Origin of the sequence: Coprobacter secundus subsp. similis (assembly GCF_015097275.1) — a bacterium.
Classification (GTDB): domain Bacteria; phylum Bacteroidota; class Bacteroidia; order Bacteroidales; family Coprobacteraceae; genus Coprobacter; species Coprobacter secundus.
This window is the reverse complement of the sequence record NZ_AP023322.1, coordinates 1,822,862-1,843,924: the sequence shown is the minus strand read 5'-3', so window position 1 is coordinate 1,843,924 and position 21,063 is coordinate 1,822,862. Positions and strand designations below refer to the sequence as shown.

Genomic DNA, 21,063 nt, shown 5'->3' with positions numbered 1-21,063 from the left:
AAAAATACACATTTCTTTATTTAAGATGATACATTAACAATTGATTAATTAATTATTAACATATTTCAGGAATTATTGAGGATATGTCCTATTATTGTTTCATTTCTCTGAATTTAGAAATTTCCTTAAGGTATTTTTGATGTCAGAAATATCATTTTGTAATGTTTCAATATTATTTGTAGCCGTAAGAGAAGTTGGCAAATCGGCAGAAAGAAGCATCTCGAAATGCCATATCGAATCTATTTCGTTTAGAGATAAGGTTATATCGGGATATAAACTTTTATTCGGATTATCAGAGATGCAAATAATGGTATTTTTCTTCAAGCTTTTCCTTATTCTTCTTATAAAAATATTTTTGCAGTTATCAATAACGATATATATATCGTTATTGGATATATTTTCTTTTTTATTGGAAACTTGGCTCACAATAAGATAAGACTGAAATGGTAATGTCGGAAACATAGAGTTATCATTCACTTGGGTACATAGATGGAATGTATCATTATTCAAGATAAATGACGGCAAAGACAAGAATGGTAAGTTATTGTAATTGTCGGGATTATTACCTTTTTGGGTAATTTCTGTGAGCTCTTCAATTGGAATACGGATATTCTTTGTTGTGTATAATGGCAAATCGCTGGTTTGAGAGGGTAGTTCTTCTTCGAGTTCTTTGTATTGGAATGTTTGTTGGGGTGGTAATATCATGTTACCTTCTCCGGTAATGAGCCATCTTAAGTTTATATCGGTAAATGTTAATGCGATTTTTTCTAAAACCTGATATGAAGGATATGTTTGTCTGCCTTTTAGAATGTGATGTAGGGTTTGAGGTTGAATTCCAACTTTTTTACTGAAAGAATTCTTGTTTAATTTCTTTATTTCGATGATTTGACTTATCCTCTCCCGTACATCCATAGGAAAATGTTTATATTTTAACATATTTTATATAGGAAAATGTTTGTATATGTAAACAAATTCCTATATTTGCATCGTAAAATGGTATACAAATGTAATAATTAATATTTTATATCAAGAATAAGGCTATATGATTTTTTTTTGCCGGTATATTTATCGGAGGGTATTATTATACCTTTTTCTTTTGAAAATCAGAAGTAAAGAAATACATCACATTATAATTATATAGAGCCGGAAGGTCATAGTATGGGCAACGATGCATTCGTTCTCTAACGTATTGCGTAGTTGCCCTTTTGTGGTAAGAAATAAGGTATGGTAGTATAACCTTTTTCATATATAAAAGAAAAAGGAGATATGCTATTTTACAAGCATTTATTATTTATTTTCATTGTATTTTGTACTTATTTTCAATAATAATTTATAGACGTATTTATCTTTGAGATAGTTTTTGTTATAAAAAGTAGTATGCTGTAGTAAAAGAAGACCATAATAAGAAGGGGCATTCACTAACTTTAAAGTAGAAGGCTCGGCTAAGACCCAACATAGATTAAAGTCTGTTTGCCCCTTTTTTAAAGTGTTATAGTATATTTGTTTTTCGATAAATATATATAATTGTAAATTAGGATGTTATAAAAAACTGATTTATCCCTATCCATGTTTTTAAAGTCTAACTGATTTTGCTACTTTAGGTAAAGCATAATTTGTATATAAAACTTTTTATCTCTGTCTCAAATTATATAAAATGTTACGTTTACTAAGTATAAATTTCGTTTATTTTTATTATTCTTGGCTTTATTTGTGTGTAAATATTTTTTAGTATTAATAGAATATCAATTAGAAGTAGAAATTATATATAATAATGTTCCTTAACAGAATTTAATATGTGTTTGATAAAGAGTAAGGTTAAGGTTTACAAAGAATATCTATAATACTTGCCCTTTTGCAGATAAGGACGAGTATTATAAATATTTTTGTTTGTTCAGATTATCGTAATTTTTTAGAACTAATATTTGAATTCTCCGAATTCGGATTCTATGATAAGTTCATTTTTATTTGAAGCTTCTACATAACCTACAACTTGCGCATCGATTCCAAATGAGCGGGTTATGTCTATTACATTTTGGGCATGCTGTGGTGCAATATATATTTCCATACGATGTCCCATATTAAAGACTTTATACATCTCTTGCCAATCTGTTCCTGATTGTTCTTGTATAATTTTAAATAAAGGAGGTACTGGGAATAAGTTGTTTTTAATAATTTTTAAATTCTCGACAAAATGCATAACTTTTGTTTGTGCTCCACCTGAGCAGTGTACCATACCATGTATAAGAGGACGCATTTGGTCAAGCAATTTTTTGATAACAGGAGCGTAGGTGCGGGTGGGGGATAATACCAGTTTTCCAGCATCTATACCCAACTCTTTAATTTGGTCGGTTAGCTTGAGATTTCCTGAATAGACAAGGGCTTCAGGAACAGCTGCATCGTAACTTTCAGGATATTTTTTTGCCAGGTATTTAGAAAATACGTCATGGCGGGCCGATGTAAGTCCGTTACTACCCATACCTCCGTTGTATTCTTTTTCGTAAGAAGCTTGTCCATATGAGGACATCCCTACGATAACGTCTCCAGGTTGTATATTGTGGTTTGAAATAACATCAGTTCTCTTCATTCGGCATGTAACGGTACTATCAACGATAATTGTGCGTACCAAATCTCCGACATCGGCAGTTTCACCTCCAGTTGCATAAGCATTTACACCAAGTTCTCGGAGCTCAGAGAGAAGTTCATCTGTTCCGTTTATAATAGCCGAGATGACTTCTCCAGGGATAAGCAGTTTGTTTCGGCCGATAGTTGAGGAAACAAGAATGTTATCAGTTGCACCAACACAAAGCAAATCGTCAATATTCATGATAAGAGCATCTTGGGCGATACCTTTCCATACAGATAAATCTCCGGTTTCTTTCCAATACATGTAAGCTAAAGCCGATTTAGTTCCGGCTCCGTCGGCATGCATAATATTACAATATGCTGGATCCCCACCTAATATATCTGGAATAATTTTGCAAAATGCTCTGGGAAATATTCCTTTATCAATGTTTTTAATAGCATTATGTACATCTTCTTTGGATGCAGAGACTCCTCTCAGATTATAACGTTGATCGCTCATGATGATTTTATTCTTGTTTTGCTTGCAAAAGTAATGTAAAAATAGAAAGTAGGCAATCAATAATGAAAAAACAGGAAAGGAAAGTAAGATTTTTTCTTTTTCTGTTTATACTTATTTTTTTTGTATTGATTGTAAGTTACGATACTATCTATTGGTTTTCTCTTTTTAGATAAGTGTTCCTGGGTTGAGTATCCGATAAGGATGTCAAGAATAACTCGTTTAGATGAGGGAATATCTAATAATTTTTTTATAGCTTTCTCGTCGAACCAACCGATAATGCATGTACTTAACCCCTCGGCTGTAGCCGCCAAGGTAATATGTGCAGCGGCAATACCGATATCAATGGAGGGGAAATGCTTATTTTTTACTCGACTGCCGATGCTGGAAGTAAAATTAGCACTTTCTTCTACAATAATCAAATGTACTGGAGCTTGTTTGGTAAAATGATTCATTCCCAATATCCGGTTTGATGTAGCATCGGCAATTTTATTTTTTAGTTCAGGGTTATCTACGACGATGAAATGCCAGGGTTGAGCATTACATGCTGAAGGGGCTATGCGACCAGCTTCTAATATGCGTTGCAATTTTTCTGGTTCTATAGTTCTTTTAGGGTCGTATGTCCGGCAACTTTGTCTTTTTTCTGCTAATTTAAGAAAGTCCACTGGTGTAAATTAAAAGGTGATGGATAGGGAATGGCGGAAAACATGATAGAATGTATTGTACTATGCTTGATATTTCATGATTCGACTGATGTATTTCCCAATAATATCAAATTCTAAATTGACAATACTCCCGGGAACAATTTGATGAAAATTGGTATGTTCATGAGTGTACGGGATGATGGCGACTTGAAAGCTATTATCTTTAGAATTGCATACGGTAAGACTTACCCCGTTTACGGTAACCGAGCCTTTTTCTACAGTCATGTATCCTTCGGCAGCTTTAGCTTTGTCAAATGGGTACTCAAAAGTATAGTACCAACTACCGTCAGCTTCATCTACATGTTTACATGATGCAGTTTGGTCTACGTGTCCTTGTACTATATGTCCGTCAAGGCGACCATTCATTGGCATACTACGCTCGATGTTTACTTTGTCTCCGACTTTTAAAAGTCCAAGATTACTGCGATCAAGAGTTTCTTTTATTGCAGTAACTGTATACCTGTTACCTTCGATATTGACGACTGTGAGGCATACGCCATTATGAGCTATGCTTTGGTCTATTTTCAGCTCATTGGTGAAAGAACATTCGAGTGTCAGGTGTAAATTTCCCTGATCATTTTTGAGAGCAATGATAGTTGCTGCTTCTTCTACAATTCCTGAGAACATAAGTTTTGAGTTTTGATTATGTGCATCAAATGTAAAAAAAAAAAGTGAGTTTGAATGTATACTTAAAATGATAATTGACTACATTTGAAAAATGCTTATTATTTAAACATCCTATAAATGGTTACTTTATGGAAATAGTTTTACCTAAAAAAAGCAACTCGGCAGAAAGTGTTATTTTGAAAGATCCGCATAATATCATTATTATAGGGGCTAATGGCGCTGGCAAGAGCCGCTTTGGACGGGCGATTGAGCGCAGGTATGCCGATTGTGTTTTCCGTATTTCTGCGGGAAATGCTTTGTGTTTAGTTCCAGAAAAGAAGAGTACTTCTCTTTCGGTTTCTGGGATGTATGAACAAATGCTATCGAAAAATGGGAAAATTGAAGTGAAAGCTCAGACAGAATTTGATAGATTGCTTTATCTTTTGCAGCAGGAAGAGTTTCAAAGTTTGGTTGATTTTAAGATGAAGCGATTTCGAGGAGAGTCGTGTAATTTGCCCAGGACTCGGCTTGACCAGACACAAGAAGTTTGGGAACGGCTGTTTCCTCATAGTCGTATATTACGTAAAAATGGGGATTTAGAGGTGCTCTCATCGGATGATGAGAAATCATATAAGGCTTATCGAATGAGTCAAGGAGAAAAAGCTGTTTTTTACTTGATAGCTTCGGTTCTGTTTGCTATGCCTAAAGCTTTGATTATTGTAGAGGATCCGGAGTTACATTTGCATCGCTCGATTGTAGGCTCTTTATGGGATTCGATAGAACAATCTCGTCCTGATTGTACTTTTATCTATATGACTCATGACATAGAATTTGCTGCGGGACGTCCTGCCGGTGTAAGAGTTTGGGTAAAGAGTTATGATGCAGTGCGTCGTGCTTGGGACTATGAATTGATAGAAAACCGAGAGAGTTTTCCTGAAGAAATTTATCTAGAATTGTTGGGGAGCCGTAAACCAGTGCTGTTTATTGAAGGAACTGATAATAATAGCATAGATAATAAATTGTACCCGTATATATTCCCCGATTATTTGGTAAAGCCATTAGGTGGATGTTCTAAAGTTATAGAAACAACTAAAGCTTTTGGTGAAATGAAAAATTTTCATCATTTGGAGTCAAAAGGTATAGTTGATCGAGATCGCCGTACATCTCGGGAAATTCATTATTTGCGCGAAAGAAATATTTATGTGCCGGATGTCGCTGAGGTTGAAAATTTGTTGATGCTCGAAGATGTAGTGAAAACTGTGGCTCGCCGTATGTTGCAAGATGAGGATGAGGTTTTTTCCCAAGTAAAACATAATGTGATATCTTTGTTTGATAAAGATGTTGAGACTCAGGCATTATTACATACACGTCATCGGTTACGTCGTCAGATAGAATATATGATAGACCGAAAACTCGATACGATCGAAGAGTTGGCTCAACATATTGAAACATTGACAGAAGGAATTGATACCAAGGAAATGTATGAAAATATATGTGGTGAGTTTAGAAATTACGTGGTGAGAGAAGATTATCCCTCTATATTGAAAGTGTACAATCAAAAAGGCATGCTACCACAGAGTCGGGTTACCCAATTATGCGGGTTGTCCAATAAAGAAAAATATCTTAGTTTTGTACTTTCTATTTTGAAAGAGGGTAAGAATGATGCAGCTTGTATACGCTCTGCTATCCAGCATTGTTTTGGAATAGTTTAAGTTTTAAATATTATGTTGAGAGATTGGGTTGATGCGGCTCGTCCGCGTACTTTACCGGCTTCTGCGAGTCCTGTGATTGCGGCTACGGCTTATGCTTGGCATTATGGTGTGATGAATGTTGTGGCTGCTGTCATTTGTTTGTTGTTTGCGTTGTTGGCACAGATAGCATCTAATTTTGCCAATGATTATTATGATTATAAGAAAGGTAGCGATCGTGCTGACCGAGTAGGGCCAAGACGAGCTGTAGCTTCGGGGGATATTTCTCCTAAATCAATGTTAATGGCGACATTGCTTACTTTGATAATCTCTTGTGGATTGGGACTTGCTTTATTGATATGGGGCGGTTGGTGGCTTATATTAGCCGGAATGATAATTGTTGTTTTTGCGATAGCCTATTCGGCAGGACCGTATCCATTATCCTATAAAGGATTAGGAGACGTTGCTGTGTTTATTTTTTTCGGGTTGGTAGCTGTTAATTTGACTTATTATGTGCAGGCTCTCCATTTTTGTATTGAAGTTTTTTGGGGAAGTGTTGCTATAGGCCTATTGTCGGTCAATATACTTATGGTGAATAATTATAGGGATGTTGAAGCAGATCGACTTTCTGGAAAAAAAACAGTCGTAGTACGATTTGGGCATACGTTTGCTCGATATGCTTATCTTTTCAATGGTGTTGTCGCTCTTTTATGCACTGTTAATATCTGGTTTTCTTATAATTTTTGGAGTATAGGGGCAGCTATACTGTTTTTTTGTGTCCATATAATTACGTGGCGGCAAATGTGTATATTGAAAGGAACCGCATTGAATCCAGTATTAGGAAAGACTGCCCGTAATCTGTTGATATTTACGATATTCCTTTCTATTTTTTTAATATTATAATTTCTTTTTAATTTGTTGTACGACAATGAGCTGGATAAACAAATATGCGCAATCTTCTTTTTCTGTAAAAATTTTGATGAGTTTGGTTATATTTCTCATTTTTTTGATTATTTCTTCCATTATGATAGTGGCAATTACTGCTCTGTGTGAGAACCATATGAGTTATGTAGAATTGTTGCGTTTGAATTTGTCTGTTCAGTCATTAGGACTTTTTGTCATACCTCCATTTTTTGTAGCTTTACTATTTAGTAATCATCCATTTAAGTATTTGCAAATTAGTTGTGCCCCATCATTTATGAGTATTTTGGGGGTTGTTGTTTGTATGGTAGTAGCTATACCTTTTATGAATTACATCATAGATTGGAATGAAGCAATGCACTTACCCAAAGCATTGGCTGGGGTTGAGTCCTGGATGCGTGAGAGCGAAAAGGCTGCTCAAGCAATGACTGACCAAATACTAGATATGCAATCTGTCGGAGAGTTACTGATTGTGCTCCTTATAGTAGGAGTGTTGGCTGGAGTTGGAGAAGAACTGACGTTCAGGGGGATACTACAAAGATTGATATTGGATAAATGCCGCAATCGTCATATCGCTATATGGACAGCTGCATTTATTTTCAGTGCAATTCATTTTCAGTTTTATGGTTTTATTCCTCGGTTATTATTGGGAGCCTTTTTTGGTTACCTTTTGATTGGCTCAGGAAATTTATGGCTACCGATTATAGCTCATTTTTTGAATAATGCTATGACAACATTGTATACTTATTTTTCAAAAGATAATTTGTTTTTGACAAGTTATGAGACAATTGGTACAGCTGATTCGTCTACAGTATGGATGGCATGGGTAAGTTTGGCATTGTTTGTTTTTTGTTGTTGGGGTTTTCGTAAGTATTTGTTTTTAAGATATTAATTGTTTGCAAAATTATAATTTGTTTGGGAAAATGATAATTAAAAAAGCATTTCAAAATTTTGAAATGCTTTTTTAATATGTAGGAAAAGTAAGATTATTTTCCTTGGGCTTCAAGAACCAAAGTAATAGTTGGTTGGTCACATACTTCTGTTGGTCCGAAATATTGAATAGGGCCGGGATATACATAGCATGTATCTTTAGCCCATATTTCACGTTGGGATGCGAAATATTTAAATGGAGCGTCATCAAGTTTAACCAAGGCTTTTTGTATAACAGGTTTCATTTCTCCGTGGCGACGTTCCATATTCATCATCATGGTTACAGGAACTCCTCCGGCTATCCATTCTTCCGCTGGTTTAGTGGTATTGCGTACCGATGACATGTAACCGGTCTTACCTTCAGCAATAAGAGCTGATGCCGTATAACCAAGAGAGTAACAATAATCGGCATCAAAATTTGATGGAGCAGCACAACGGCCTTCGTAGCCGAAGAAATGGTGTTGGGCAGCAAATTTGCCTGTATATTTGCCTTCGCTTTTCATTTCAGCTAATTTTTTACCGACCATTTCTGATAATAATTTTTCGGTTTCGATAAGAGATACTTGAACATTTCCATGAGGATCACGATCGAGTGATAATTGACGGGCAACCCCTTCAGGAAGACTTGCATAAATAGCTGAATTTTCGGAAGAGAGGTGGTTGATGATATAGTTACGTTGCTCTGATTTTTTTATCATAGCAAATTCATTTCCGTTTTTAGCTAAGAAATCGTTTAGTTCTGCAATGAGTTTTTTCATAGCCGGGATAAATTCGATAAGGCCTTCAGGAATAAGTACGGTTCCGAAATTATTACCCTCAGCAGCACGAGCAGCAACGATATCGGCAATGTAAGTTACAACATTGTCGAGTGACATATTCTTTTCTTCGACTTCTTCTGAAATAATACAGATATTGGGTTGTGTCTGTAAAGCACATTCGAGGGCAATATGAGAAGCAGAGCGTCCCATCAACTTGATGAAGTGCCAGTATTTTTTTGCAGAATTGCAATCACGTTGTATATTACCGATTACTTCAGAATAGACTTTGCAAGCTGTATCGAACCCAAAAGATGTTTCAATCATTTCATTTTTCAAGTCACCGTCAATAGTTTTAGGACATCCGATAACTTGGACTCCAGCATTGATTTTTTTATAATATTCGGCTAAAACACAAGCATTGGTATTAGAGTCGTCTCCTCCAATAATAACAAGAGCTTGTATTCCTAATTGCTTAATGATTTCTAAACCTTTGTCAAACTGTTCGACAGTTTCAAGTTTGGTACGTCCAGAACCAATAATATCGAAACCTCCAGTATTTCGGTATTCGTCTATAATATCAGAAGTTAGTTCAATGTAATTGTGTTCAATAAGACCTGCTGGGCCTAAAAGAAAACCATATAGTTTAGAATTTTTGTTGATAGCTTTTAGACCGTCAAATAGACCAGCAATAACGTTATGCCCTCCAGGAGCTTGTCCACCTGAAAGGATTACACCTGCTGTTATAGCTGGATAGTTTTTGCTTTCGTTGCTGGGTTCAAATGAAATAACAGGCATTCCATAAGTGTTGGGAAATAATTTTTTAATTTCCGCTTGGTCAGCGACCGATTCTGTAGGAGTACCTTCCTTAATAGAAACTTGTCCTTTTAATGCTTTCGGCAATTTTGGCTGATAAGAAGCGCGGGCAATTTGCAGAGCACTTTTTTTCATTGTTGTAATAAGTTTTTATGTGTTAATAATAAAACTACTGTATTCGTTTGTTGAAAGTCAGTACAAAATTCGTTATTTTTTTTCAGACTACAAAAGCATGTTAGTTGAAAAACTATAGAGTGCTTTTATGCAAACGATTGTATTGTTAAATAGATACGGATTTTGCTTTCTTATATGTAAAAATATGATAAATGTTTTTACATATAAGCTTTGATTGTAAAGTCGAGATGACAATTTGGTAAGTTGTTTAAAATAATGGTGTTTTAATAACTTTTCGTAATGAAAATGTATTGTTAAAACCGAGAAAAATTTTACCTTTGCATCGCTTATTAAGGCTTTAAATTTTTCATTAAATAAAAAGAGCGAATTATGATCTATTCACACGAAGTAGAACACATGTGTGTTGTAAAAAAAGGGCCGAACCATGGTCCGGCTCCTATCCCTGAAGAAGGTAGATGGGTGAAAGCTAAAGAAGTGATTGATATTTCAGGCTTGACTCACGGTGTGGGGTGGTGTGCTCCACAGCAAGGTGCTTGTAAACTGACTTTGAATGTAAAGGACGGTGTGATACAAGAAGCTTTGGTAGAAACAATTGGTTGTTCGGGTATGACCCACTCCGCTGCTATGGCGTCTGAAATTCTTCCTGGAAAAACCATTTTGGAAGCGTTGAATACAGACCTTGTATGTGATGCTATTAATACAGCTATGCGCGAACTTTTCTTGCAGATTGTGTATGGACGTACTCAATCAGCCTTTTCAGAGGGCGGTTTGATGATCGGTGCTGGATTGGAAGACTTAGGTAAAGGTTTGCGGAGTCAGGTGGGGACTTTATATGGTACTTTGGCAAAAGGCCCTCGATATTTGGAAATGGCGGAAGGGTATATTAAGACTATCGCTCTTGATAAAAACGATGAAATTTGTGGGTATGAATTTGTTCACCTTGGAAAATTCATGGATGAGATTAAGAAAGGTACGGATGCTAATGAAGCTTTGAAGAAAGTAACAGGTACTTATGGACGCTTCACAGAAGAACAGGGTGCAGTTAAATATATTGATCCACGTCACGAATAATATAAGGAGGAACAAATAATGATTAGAGAAGTAAAATTTGAGAGTCAGGACCGTCGTATCAAGCAGATTCTTGCTGCGTTGAACCAAAACGGAATTAAAGATATTGAAGAAGCAAATGCTATCTGTGAATCTTATGGTCTCGATCCTTATAAAACGTGTGAAGAAACCCAGCCTATCTGCTTTGAAAATGCTAAATGGGCTTATGTAGTGGGCGCTGCTATTGCATTGAAAAAAGGTTGTAAAAATGCAGCGGATGCAGCAGAAGCTATTGGTATTGGGTTACAGGCGTTTTGCATACCTGGTTCTGTTGCTGATGATCGTAAAGTTGGTATCGGACATGGTAATTTAGCTGCTATGTTGTTACGTGAAGAAACCAAATGTTTTGCATTTTTAGCTGGTCACGAATCATTTGCAGCAGCGGAAGGAGCTATTAAAATTGCAGCAAAAGCCGATAAGGTACGTAAAGAGCCTTTACGTTGTATTTTGAATGGTCTGGGTAAGGATGCTGCACAAATTATCTCTCGTATTAATGGATTTACTTATGTTCAGACTCAATTTGATTATTATACTGGGGAACTGAAAGTTGTAAGGGAAATTGCATATTCCGATGGCCCTCGTGCTAAGGTAAAATGTTATGGAGCAGATGATGTGCGTGAAGGTGTGGCTATTATGTGGAAGGAGGGTGTAGATGTTTCCATTACAGGAAATTCTACGAATCCGACTCGTTTTCAACATCCAGTTGCTGGTACATATAAGAAAGAGCGTGTGTTAGCAGGTAAGCCTTATTTTTCTGTTGCTTCAGGAGGTGGTACAGGACGTACCTTGCATCCTGATAATATGGCTGCTGGTCCTGCATCTTATGGTATGACCGACACTATGGGCCGTATGCACTCTGACGCTCAGTTCGCTGGTTCTTCATCAGTTCCTGCTCACGTGGAAATGATGGGATTCCTCGGTATCGGTAACAACCCGATGGTAGGATGTACAGTGGCTTGTGCGGTTGACGTGGCTACTGCTTTGAGCAAGTAATTTAAGTTACTTAATACAGATAAACTCCTGTAATCCTTGTGGTTGCAGGAGTTTATTGTTTATGGTGACTTGACTTAGATAACAGATTGAAGCACCTTGCATCACTCATTATTTGGAGTGAATGAATGGTGAATCAGTAAGGAGATAACAAGATAAATCCTGCTTTATTTAAGTCCAAACAACTCATGTAAAGAGTAGCCAATTACCCCTCAAATCAAGCCATAAACAGGTTACTTTTGCAGCCGATTTGCAGCCGAATTTGCCATTCTTAAAAAACGGCTGCAAGAATTGGCATAATCAACTATAATACAATGCGATACACTCCATATAACATTTAATTTAAAATGGAGAAACATTGTACAATGGTTTACTTTTCATTAAGAGAAAGTAAGCAAAACAAAAAAGGTCTATCACCTATTGAGGTTTCAATCACCACTAACGGAAAGAGAATCTACTTTAGTACAGGTAAACACGTACCTGCTGCTGACTGGAACAAAGAGAAGCAAGCTGTAAAAGGCAAGAGTGAAGAAGCGCAGCTAATCAACGGTTATCTGATTCAACTACGGAATAAGATATATCAAAAAGAAATTGAGCTACTCCAAAAGGGGTATCTTATCACTGCTGAACTATTAAAAGAAGCTATCACAGATAAGGTGGAAGCTCTGAACGAGAAGACTTTATTGGATGTTCTGAACGAACATAATACAGAGCGCAAAGCAATGGTAGGTAAAACTGTTGCCCCTGCCACTTATTGGGTGTTTGAATATACAGGCAGATTATTCAAAGAGTTTATTCAGAAGAAATATGAGCGTAAGGACTTATATTTAAGAGAGATAAACTTGGGCTTCATTCAAGGATTCCATGCTTTCCTTTTAGGAGAGAAGAAGATGGGACAAAACTCCTGCACCAAACATTTAAAGTTCTTAAAGAAGTTGCTAAATTTAGCTGTCGCCAACTCTTATATATCCTACAATCCTGTAAATGCTTATAAAGTAGAACGCGAACCCGTAGAAGTGGATTTCTTGGATGAAGAAGAATTGAGGAAGATTATCAACTTTGATACTCCCCTACCAAGATTGGAACGAGCTAAAGATATGTTTCTCTTTGGGTGCTTCACAGGGCTTAGCTACATTGACATTAAGACCTTGACACCAGAACACTTTGAGAAAGATAACACTGGCAGAATATGGATTAAGAAACGTAGGGTTAAGACAGGGGTTCTATCACGCATTCCCCTACTCCCCATCGCCAAACTGATATTGGATAAGTACAAAGGTGGAGAGAAATTACTCCCTATTCAAGACCCTGCGGACATCAACAAATATCTAAAGGATATAGCTATACTTTGTGGAATTAATAAACGAATTTGCTTCCACACAAGTAGGCACACCTTTGCAAGTACAATTACTTTAGCCAATAACATATCGCTGGAAGTTGTTTCTAAGATGTTAGGACATACCAATACACGAATGACTGCCCACTATGCAAAGCTGATAGACAAGTGCATAGGTGAGCAGATGGATAAACTCATGGATACGTTTACAGGAGCTTCTGATTACTAAAGCATATCCTATCCACAAATTCCTCACTTGTAGCAATGCAGGTGGGGATTATTTTTTAATTTTGCCTTAAACTAATAATTATGGAGAAGCTAAAGGAAGATTACATAAGCATTGATACTCGTTTGGAATACATGGAAGCCATAGCCGTTAAATATGTTCCAGACGTAGATATAGACCCAGCCACAGGAGAAAGATACGTCTGCGGCACTACCGCCTTACCCCTATTCATAAGAAGATACAATCAGAATGAACTATATGGTAATTTCACATACGAAGATTATATAGCCAATGAGGACATACAGAATACATTGAAAGGTTTGGGAGTTGATATAGATAAGTTCTGGTTTCTACTTCTGTTCATCTTTGACTATACTTGTGGAACGTGCTTGGACGGAATGAAAGCTACAGGCATTGGAATAGAACAACTCATCAAATTCGCCAAAGCCATAGCTGACAACCATAAGGAGATTAACCAATTTGGAGTAAGTTTTAAAAAGCCTATTACCGTCTCTGTAAAGATTGAAGGCAAGCATCAGATAGTAATTGACAATGCCAATGCAATAGGTTACTTGGCTACTATCATTGCCAACAACCTAAAAGAGATAGAGGAACATCCTTGGATGCAGAACCAACAAGTCAGCATAAGCACCCATGCAGAAGAAAAGGAATCCGTTCAGATATGGCTGTTCTATAAGATGTTCAATGACTTCTTCAATTTAGAGCCATATAATAAGCTGTTTAATGTCAGACAGAAGAAAGGAAGCACCATATCACTTAGTAAGACATTGCTCATATCAAGGCTTATCTACTTCACTAAGCTATCTAAACATAGTAAATTCTCAGATGATGAAGATGTCCTAAAAGGTTACATCAAGCAATATAAAGACAAGAGAATTGATACTGCGAACAGCATATACTTCTAATAAACTTCTGATAATTAATACAGTCCTGCTCCGTACCATTAAGAGGGTACATAAGAGCAGGACTTTTTTTCTCTCTTTTAATCCTGCCATTATATCCCATCTTTGCAGCGTCAAAACGATAGCGGACGAGCTGACAATTAAGAGGGGAAGTAAAACCACCCATTAATTTCTCTCTTTTAATCAGCCCAGAAGCAAGTAGTTTTGCAGCGTAATCAGAAAGCCAAGTGCGCATAGGTTGGACGGTTACAAAGAACTTAATTTGATAATTAAAAACAAGATGACAATGAAAACAATGACTAAGACAGCAGGAAAGACTGCAACCAGCAAATCAGTAGCTAATGCTAAAGCAGGAAAGGCAGTGCGCACTCTCAGCTTACAACAACAGTTGATTAAAGCTGAAAGAGATTTGAAGAACATAGTTAACAGACAGTTGGGAGAAACCGTTCTACACGCCCAAGAGTTAATTGTGAAACAATTAAAGCAGGCTATTGAAGAGAAGAATAGTAAAGCCCTCACACTTAAAGACGAACCTATTACATTCCAATTAACTAAAACTGAGGAGAAGGTCTCTAAGAAGATTGCCTTTGTAAAACATAACAGAAGCATTGATTCAAAGAAAGTAGATACGTTCATTGCTATTATTGACAATGGCAAATATGAAGAAGCCTATCCCATCATCGTGATAGAAGCTTCAAAACTAATAAAGGCAGGATATGTCGTAACAGATGTAAACGGTAGAGTTCTGACAGAAGAAGAGGCAGAAGGCTACTTTGTAATCTTGGACGGTCAACACAGAAGCACAGCATTTGCCAAACTAAACTCTGTCAAAGGTAATATGACTATCCCCAATGTCTTTGTTAAGGATATTAAGGATATAGGAACTTATTTGGAAGAAATCAACAGAGTTGGTAATTGGGATATGAAAGCCAAGATAGGGGTTGCTGCCTTGACATCCAAAGATGAACTCTTTGAGAATATGGCTGAACTAATCCAACAGGGATTCAATCCTACGACAGCAGGTCTGATTTATACCAAGAAGAACATTCCAGAGAAGATATTGAACAAGGTTTTAAGAAGAGAAGAATACAATCTACCAAAAGATGCCATAGTTGACATCAAGAGAGGTAACGATTTTATAACTCTATGCAAAGCTGCCAAAATCAGCGTCACATTTCTCACTAAACGTTACTTCATTAAAGGATTTAACAGTTATGCTAAAGTACATGGCGAAGAACAAGCATTCAAGGCTTTGGATAAGCTAAAACAATTAGAACTTAATGATGACAAACTAAAGAAAATAAAGGAAGATGATGATTTTCAAGCAATGCTACAAAATGCTTTAGAAGCATAATACATACTACGGAGCAAAGCCCATGTGACAGGTGGGCTTGTTCTCCCCAAGTTCTTAGAAATTCTGAATAGTCTAAAGTCTGATTACTAAATGTGTGGTCTTATCATTAGTTTCTCACTTATGGAGTTACTATCTTTACAGTACTACAAGCAGATAATCCCACCACATAGATTGACGGACTTACAAACTATTCAGAATATCTAAAATGGAAGAATTTACTTATGAGCAGATAAGAGTTAAGGCTCTTAAACAGGGAGTAAAAGATAACAAGGTTCACATTGGATTGTGGGCTAATCTTAATAACTATCTAAAGACAAGGAGAAAGAAGAATGGAAAGGTTGCTACCTATTATATCTCATTGCAGAAGTTGGCTTATTAATTCACTGATATTTAAACTGATATGATAATTCATCTGCCAACAGGAAAGAAGTTTCACAACAGAAAGGAAGCCAAGATATACTTTGGAACTGCCTACTATTACAGGATGGAACGAGAGAAGAAAGATTTAATGTTTACCAATACTATTCAATCAGCTACTAATGAATATGAAGATACCTCAAAGATACCTGCAAAACAGGACAAGTAACATTAGGCAGGATTATGCTACCATTAACAAGTCTATTGTAGATAAACTCAATCCACCCAATTTGTACAGGTTCTTCTGTCTGTCCTTATATAGAAACGACTATTATAAGGTCAGATGGAGAATCAAAGACTTAGCCAAACGAACTGGAGAGAAAGAGGACGCATTAAAGAACTTCAATAAGGATATAGAGGCAGTGCTGATTAGAAAGAGATATAGGGAAGCTATCAACCATCCTCTTATAGAATTTGTAATGAGGAGCATTTACTGCATTCCACCCATTGAACATCCCAACTTCATAACACTGTCCTACCTCTTTATGACAGTGGATTTGAATATTAAAGTGAAAGGATATTATATCAAGCTCCTATTAATAGCAGAGAACAACAAGATACTGCTTACTCCTAATAAGTTGGCTGACAAATTGGGAATGGGTAAGAAGAATGTAGAGAGTTACAATCTGGAATTATATAGTGCAGGTTTGTTAAGATATATACCCAAAGGGATAGAGCTTACTCCCAATGAACTATTATTAGACAACAACATAGCCAAACAGCGCAAGGAGTGGAATCCAACCAACTCAAAAAACGTGGTTAAGATAGCTTTCAAGTCCAAATAACAGGCAAGTAGGATTTTTCGTACTGTTTATTAATATATTAAGAGATAGTACGAATAATCCCCACTCTGTCTTATTCTGACTTTAGAAGCATCTAAAGTTGAATTTCTACGATAAGGGTAAGCAGCCCTTATGAATGCTACTTCGTAATGACAATTTTAAACCATCAGAGTAATGCACAAGACACCCCTACCCACATAAACACCCCCTCATAGCTCTTAAATAAAAAGAATGCTTTAGAAATGCAGTCTGATAGTTGGCAGGAATAAGCATTCTTATTAATCCAAGAGCAGGCACGATGCACTATTGCCATAGCTAACCAATAATTTACTAATGCTCCTCATTTCCTTTGAAAGAATCTTTAGGGAAAGACATAGGACAGCCTAAGATACAAGCGAAGAAATTCACTTGTGTTTTAGGTTTGTTCCTATTAAATCCATTCAATCAATAACCATTTAATTCAATTTCATTATGAGAGATTTAGTAATTATGCCAGCTATGGCACAGCGTAGAGAATCATTAAACATGGGTGAGTTTGCAGAAGAAGCAATCATTGTGGAAGAAGTAGCAGCACCCAAGAGAGTAAACCATTTCATTGAAGCCAACACGCAGGAAGTAACCTTACAGCACTTACAGCAAGACTGCATCATTCCAAGTTTTGCATCAATGGAGGAAACCATAAGCCACCAATCCTTTATAGGTGCAGTAGTAGATGCAGCTAAGGATTACTTTCATGGAGAACAGTTTGATATGCCAGAGATTAGAATCTCACACCCTATCAATGGCAGAATACCAAGTGCATTAGGTAAGAAAGCATCTGAATTGACAGACGAAGAGAAAACTTTGTTCTATCAGAGAATGTGTTTCTGTTTTGAAATTCCATCCATTGTACATGATGAATACGGTAATCGTTTAGCGTTATCCATTGGTGGAGTGAGAGCATATAACGAGATTAACCTATACAGTAAGAAGTCTGTTGAGAGATTTAAAATCTTCATAGGCTTTCGTAATCGTGTGTGCTCAAATTTAATGCTTACTACTGACGGCTTGCAGGATAAGATAGAAGTCCTAAGCGTACAGGAACTATATGCAGCAGCATTGAATCTGTTCCATGCTTACAACCCATCCAAAGACCTGCATCTGTTAAGGACACTTGGGCAGATGTCAATCTCAACGAGTGAGTTCTGCCAGATAATAGGCAGGATGAGATTATATCAAGCTCTTACACCCAACCAACAGAAACGCTTACCTCGTCTATTGTTGGGAGACAGTCAAATTAATGCAGCTTGTAGAGCATTCGTTTCTGATGTGAATTTCAAGAGTACTGGGGACAGCATTACAGGCTGGCAGCTCTTAAACCTGCTCAATGGTTCTGTAAAGTCAAGTTACATTGATAACTTCTTGGAGAGGAATCTTAACTGTACAGAGTTTGTACAAGGCATTCAACGTGCCAAATTAGGAGATAGTGAATACGCTTGGTTCTTGGGCTGAGTGGATTGTTGATTGAGAGAGGAAGGGACATCATTAAGTTGGTGTCCTTTCTTTATTTCTACCAACTTATTAAACATTGTACATTATGGATATAGATTATACTGTGGGTGAAGTGGAACTGTCCTACAAACCAAAATTTAAAAGTCTGCATCAAGTAACTTGTTCAGAGGATGCTTATAAATACTTGCTTCCTACCTATAAGGAGGGTACAATCTGTTACAAAGAATACTTCAAAGTACTGTTTCTTAACCAAGCCAAGCAAGTTTTAGGTTACACTCTTATATCAGAGGGTGGAATTACTGAAACTTGTGCTGATGTAAGAGTAATTCTACAAGCTGCATTGCTCACCAATTCAGTAGCCATTATCCTTGCACATAATCATCCAAGCGGTAATCTGAAACCAAGCAGGCAGGATATGGAGATTACTAAGCAGGTCAAGAATGCAGCCCAACTTATGAGGATTACAGTTTTAGACCACCTCATATTAACAGATGCAGGATATTACAGCTTCTCTGACGAGGGAGAATTATAATAAGGTAAATGGCACTCAATTTTTAAGTTGGGTGTCCTTATCATATTCACTTTGATAATTAGTGAATGTTCCTTTAGTAATCAGTGAGTTAGTAAATCCAACTCAGAATTAATATTCACTTCTATTCATTTCATTATAAAACAGAACATTATGTCACTTAAATATTCAAGCACAACGGCAGACTATCTTGTTTGGTCTGATGCAATGAACCTCATAAGGAAGTTAGCCAAAGACGAGAATTATAAAATCTCACTCCTTATAGCTTTAGGATGCTTCACAGGATTAAGAATATCTGATATTCTATCTCTAAGATGGAAGCAGATATTAGATACTGACGAGTTTACAGTAATTGAACAAAAGACAGGCAAGGTAAGGACTATCAGACTAAACCCACAATTACAACATCATATTAAAGAGTGCTACGAGCATATAAATCCAGTTGGAATCAATGCGCCAATCCTTATCAGTCAGAAAGGCACTATCTTCACAATTCAGAGAATCAATATCATTCTTAAAGAGGTGAAGAAGAAGTACAGGCTAAAGATTAAGAACTTTAGCTGCCATTCTCTTAGAAAGACTTTTGGTAGACAGGTCTATAACATGAACAGTGATAATGCTGAACTTGCTTTAGTAAAGCTGATGGAACTGTTCAACCATAGTTCTGTTGCCATTACTAAAAGATACTTGGGATTAAGGCAGGAAGAAATCTTACAGACTTATGACTGTTTGAGCTTCTAATTGATTGGGACAGGATTATTAAGATACATCTTTATAGTGGTCTGAATGGTTCTGTCCCAAATCAATGAAATATTGAGCTTAGATACATCTAAAGCCCAATCTTGACAGTTTGGCATTTCAGCCTTATAGAAGTAATGCAATTCCATTAGTTTACAGAGTTTATAACTATCTCAACTCTTATTAATCATGTTACAGGTAGCACTTCTTGAATATCCAACAATATGCTGACCTAAAGATAATAATTCAAGGTAGGTAAGAATATTCAGAATTTAGTCCTTATATGGGGAGAAGTGAATTTGATACCCACATGGATTTAGAGAGTTCAGATGCAATTCTGCTTAAATATCTTATTCAGACTATGTTTGAGGGCATAGAATTTACTATTAATCCACACTTCATGCCTATTAATTTAGAACCTTTCATTATCTTTGCATCAATTCCAATGAACTAATGCGTTAGGGAGTTGGAAGGACATAGTTAACGAAAGGTGTTATTGAAATTATCTTCTACTGACAAATTCTCGCAAAATTTGAAATGGAGTGAAGATGATAGCAGTAGCACCCACACTTGGATATATACCTACCTCATAGTTGCGAGGTTTCTATATGCCCTTTGGTGTGGGTCGCTATTGTTTTATCTACTCCAAAGGCAATGCGAGAAGCCCGTCAGTAAGATAAAGCAAATAGTGTTCCCACATCTTTTTTATTTATGCTCATCTTTGGGAACAGATGAGCGCAAATATCCTAATTATGACTAAAATGCAATATAATGGGGAAGACCCCAAATTATCAGAATTCTTTGTTATCCTTATAGTTCTGGTAGTAATTGGAATAGCAGCATGGCTGTTCTCTTAATAATTGAAAGGCATACTATGAATAATATATTTGCCAGACTATTCTGTTCTAAGAATCATTCAACAAGTGATGAAGCATACAATATTGTTGAGAGCATGGCTAAAGCAAAACCGCTATACAAAGAGCTTATCAAACAAGCTCACCCAGACAAACACCCCAACAATAAAGATGTAGCAGAGGAACTAACAGCAATGATTAATAACAACAGATTCAATTACAGAGAACTCTTAAAGATTAAGGATTTAGTAAATGATAAATTAGTGTAATATGAATATTGTCGATTTCTTTAAAAACTTACTCAATTCTTTAGTAGGTACTTCATTGGAGCGAATGAAGTTGATAAATACGATGAATCAAACTTTCAAAGACAGCTATTGTTCTGGTGCGTTAGATAGATTCTGCAAAGTCTCTATAACAGTTGGAGATACAAACTATGCGCATGAAATGAGTGCATTCTTTTTAAGAAGTGGGTTTAAAATCTCCATAGAGAACGATAATAATATAAAGGATTCTGAATTTAGAGATATATCTCAATACATATTATCAAACAAACCTTTCATAAGACAACTGATGACTTTAGGATTTGATACTCTTATCGTAACAGGTAAAACTTCAAGAAAGGGAATGCAATATTGTTTAAAAAGTTATACGCAATTAGGAGGTTTCTCATTAGAATAAA

At 36.3% G+C, this 21,063-nt stretch carries 20 protein-coding genes; 15 read left to right on the top strand and 5 right to left on the bottom strand.

What is annotated here, in order from left to right:
- Positions 1 to 99 precede the first annotated feature (99 nt).
- From Cop2CBH44_RS07300 to Cop2CBH44_RS07285, 4 genes are all read right to left on the bottom strand, one after another.
- Positions 100 to 936, bottom strand: coding sequence for an XRE family transcriptional regulator (locus Cop2CBH44_RS07300; protein ID WP_021931223.1), 837 nt, complete (start codon positions 934 to 936; stop codon positions 100 to 102).
- 979 nt (positions 937 to 1,915) lie between these two features.
- Positions 1,916 to 3,082, bottom strand: coding sequence for an AIR synthase-related protein (locus Cop2CBH44_RS07295; protein ID WP_021931222.1), 1,167 nt, complete (start codon positions 3,080 to 3,082; stop codon positions 1,916 to 1,918).
- 56 nt (positions 3,083 to 3,138) lie between these two features.
- Positions 3,139 to 3,744: a nitroreductase family protein gene (locus Cop2CBH44_RS07290; protein WP_200755811.1), complete on the bottom strand. Its 606-nt coding sequence runs from the start codon at positions 3,742 to 3,744 to the stop codon at positions 3,139 to 3,141.
- 60 nt (positions 3,745 to 3,804) lie between these two features.
- Positions 3,805 to 4,410, bottom strand: a complete 606-nt coding sequence (locus Cop2CBH44_RS07285; protein ID WP_021931220.1) for a riboflavin synthase — start codon at positions 4,408 to 4,410, stop codon at positions 3,805 to 3,807.
- Positions 4,411 to 4,538: 128 nt separating this feature from the next.
- Between Cop2CBH44_RS07285 and Cop2CBH44_RS07280 the strand changes: the two genes are divergently transcribed.
- The 3 genes from Cop2CBH44_RS07280 (at position 4,539) to Cop2CBH44_RS07270 (ending at position 7,890) form a co-directional block, all read left to right on the top strand.
- Positions 4,539 to 6,101 carry a DUF4435 domain-containing protein gene (locus Cop2CBH44_RS07280; RefSeq protein WP_021931219.1) on the top strand — a complete coding sequence of 521 codons (1,563 nt, stop codon included), beginning with the start codon at positions 4,539 to 4,541 and terminating at the stop codon, positions 6,099 to 6,101.
- 12 nt (positions 6,102 to 6,113) lie between these two features.
- Entirely contained in the window at positions 6,114 to 6,980 is an 867-nt protein-coding gene (locus tag Cop2CBH44_RS07275) for a 1,4-dihydroxy-2-naphthoate polyprenyltransferase (RefSeq protein WP_200755810.1), read from the top strand.
- Positions 6,981 to 7,101: 121 nt separating this feature from the next.
- On the top strand, positions 7,102 to 7,890 hold the full coding sequence (locus tag Cop2CBH44_RS07270) for a CPBP family intramembrane glutamic endopeptidase (protein WP_200755809.1): 789 nt from the start codon (positions 7,102 to 7,104) through the stop codon (positions 7,888 to 7,890).
- Between the two features lie 94 nt (positions 7,891 to 7,984).
- Here the strand turns inward: Cop2CBH44_RS07270 and Cop2CBH44_RS07265 are convergent, their stop codons facing one another.
- A complete protein-coding gene (locus Cop2CBH44_RS07265) occupies positions 7,985 to 9,634 on the bottom strand; it encodes a diphosphate--fructose-6-phosphate 1-phosphotransferase (protein WP_021931216.1) in 1,650 nt (549 codons plus the stop codon).
- 369 nt (positions 9,635 to 10,003) lie between these two features.
- Here Cop2CBH44_RS07265 and Cop2CBH44_RS07260 point away from each other — a divergent pair, with 369 nt between their 5' ends.
- The 12 genes from Cop2CBH44_RS07260 (at position 10,004) to Cop2CBH44_RS07210 (ending at position 21,062) form a co-directional block, all read left to right on the top strand.
- Positions 10,004 to 10,705 carry an iron-sulfur cluster assembly scaffold protein gene (locus tag Cop2CBH44_RS07260; RefSeq protein WP_021931215.1) on the top strand — a complete coding sequence of 234 codons (702 nt, stop codon included), beginning with the start codon at positions 10,004 to 10,006 and terminating at the stop codon, positions 10,703 to 10,705.
- A gap of 18 nt (positions 10,706 to 10,723) precedes the next feature.
- Positions 10,724 to 11,734: a GGGtGRT protein gene (locus Cop2CBH44_RS07255; protein ID WP_021931214.1), complete on the top strand. Its 1,011-nt coding sequence runs from the start codon at positions 10,724 to 10,726 to the stop codon at positions 11,732 to 11,734.
- Positions 11,735 to 12,078: 344 nt separating this feature from the next.
- Positions 12,079 to 13,296 carry a site-specific integrase gene (locus tag Cop2CBH44_RS07250; protein WP_004310792.1) on the top strand — a complete coding sequence of 406 codons (1,218 nt, stop codon included), beginning with the start codon at positions 12,079 to 12,081 and terminating at the stop codon, positions 13,294 to 13,296.
- Positions 13,297 to 13,376: 80 nt separating this feature from the next.
- On the top strand, positions 13,377 to 14,219 hold the full coding sequence (locus Cop2CBH44_RS07245) for a hypothetical protein (protein WP_004310791.1): 843 nt from the start codon (positions 13,377 to 13,379) through the stop codon (positions 14,217 to 14,219).
- A 283-nt stretch (positions 14,220 to 14,502) separates the two neighbouring features.
- On the top strand, positions 14,503 to 15,570 hold the full coding sequence (locus tag Cop2CBH44_RS07240) for a hypothetical protein (RefSeq protein WP_004310790.1): 1,068 nt from the start codon (positions 14,503 to 14,505) through the stop codon (positions 15,568 to 15,570).
- A gap of 400 nt (positions 15,571 to 15,970) precedes the next feature.
- On the top strand, positions 15,971 to 16,156 hold the full coding sequence (locus tag Cop2CBH44_RS16535; RefSeq protein WP_004310789.1) for a hypothetical protein: 186 nt from the start codon (positions 15,971 to 15,973) through the stop codon (positions 16,154 to 16,156).
- Positions 16,116 to 16,772: a hypothetical protein gene (locus Cop2CBH44_RS07235; RefSeq protein ID WP_005923893.1), complete on the top strand. Its 657-nt coding sequence runs from the start codon at positions 16,116 to 16,118 to the stop codon at positions 16,770 to 16,772. Before Cop2CBH44_RS16535 ends, Cop2CBH44_RS07235 begins: the two co-directional genes overlap by 41 nt.
- Before the next feature lie 468 nt (positions 16,773 to 17,240).
- On the top strand, positions 17,241 to 18,260 hold the full coding sequence (locus Cop2CBH44_RS07230; protein WP_004310787.1) for a DUF3871 family protein: 1,020 nt from the start codon (positions 17,241 to 17,243) through the stop codon (positions 18,258 to 18,260).
- Between the two features lie 85 nt (positions 18,261 to 18,345).
- Entirely contained in the window at positions 18,346 to 18,792 is a 447-nt protein-coding gene (locus Cop2CBH44_RS07225; protein WP_004310786.1) for a JAB domain-containing protein, read from the top strand.
- 150 nt (positions 18,793 to 18,942) lie between these two features.
- Positions 18,943 to 19,530: a tyrosine-type recombinase/integrase gene (locus tag Cop2CBH44_RS07220; RefSeq protein WP_004310785.1), complete on the top strand. Its 588-nt coding sequence runs from the start codon at positions 18,943 to 18,945 to the stop codon at positions 19,528 to 19,530.
- Positions 19,531 to 20,401: 871 nt separating this feature from the next.
- Positions 20,402 to 20,650: a hypothetical protein gene (locus Cop2CBH44_RS07215; RefSeq protein ID WP_004310784.1), complete on the top strand. Its 249-nt coding sequence runs from the start codon at positions 20,402 to 20,404 to the stop codon at positions 20,648 to 20,650.
- 1 nt (position 20,651) lies between these two features.
- Positions 20,652 to 21,062, top strand: a complete 411-nt coding sequence (locus Cop2CBH44_RS07210) for a hypothetical protein (RefSeq protein WP_004310783.1) — start codon at positions 20,652 to 20,654, stop codon at positions 21,060 to 21,062.
- Position 21,063 lies beyond the last annotated feature (1 nt).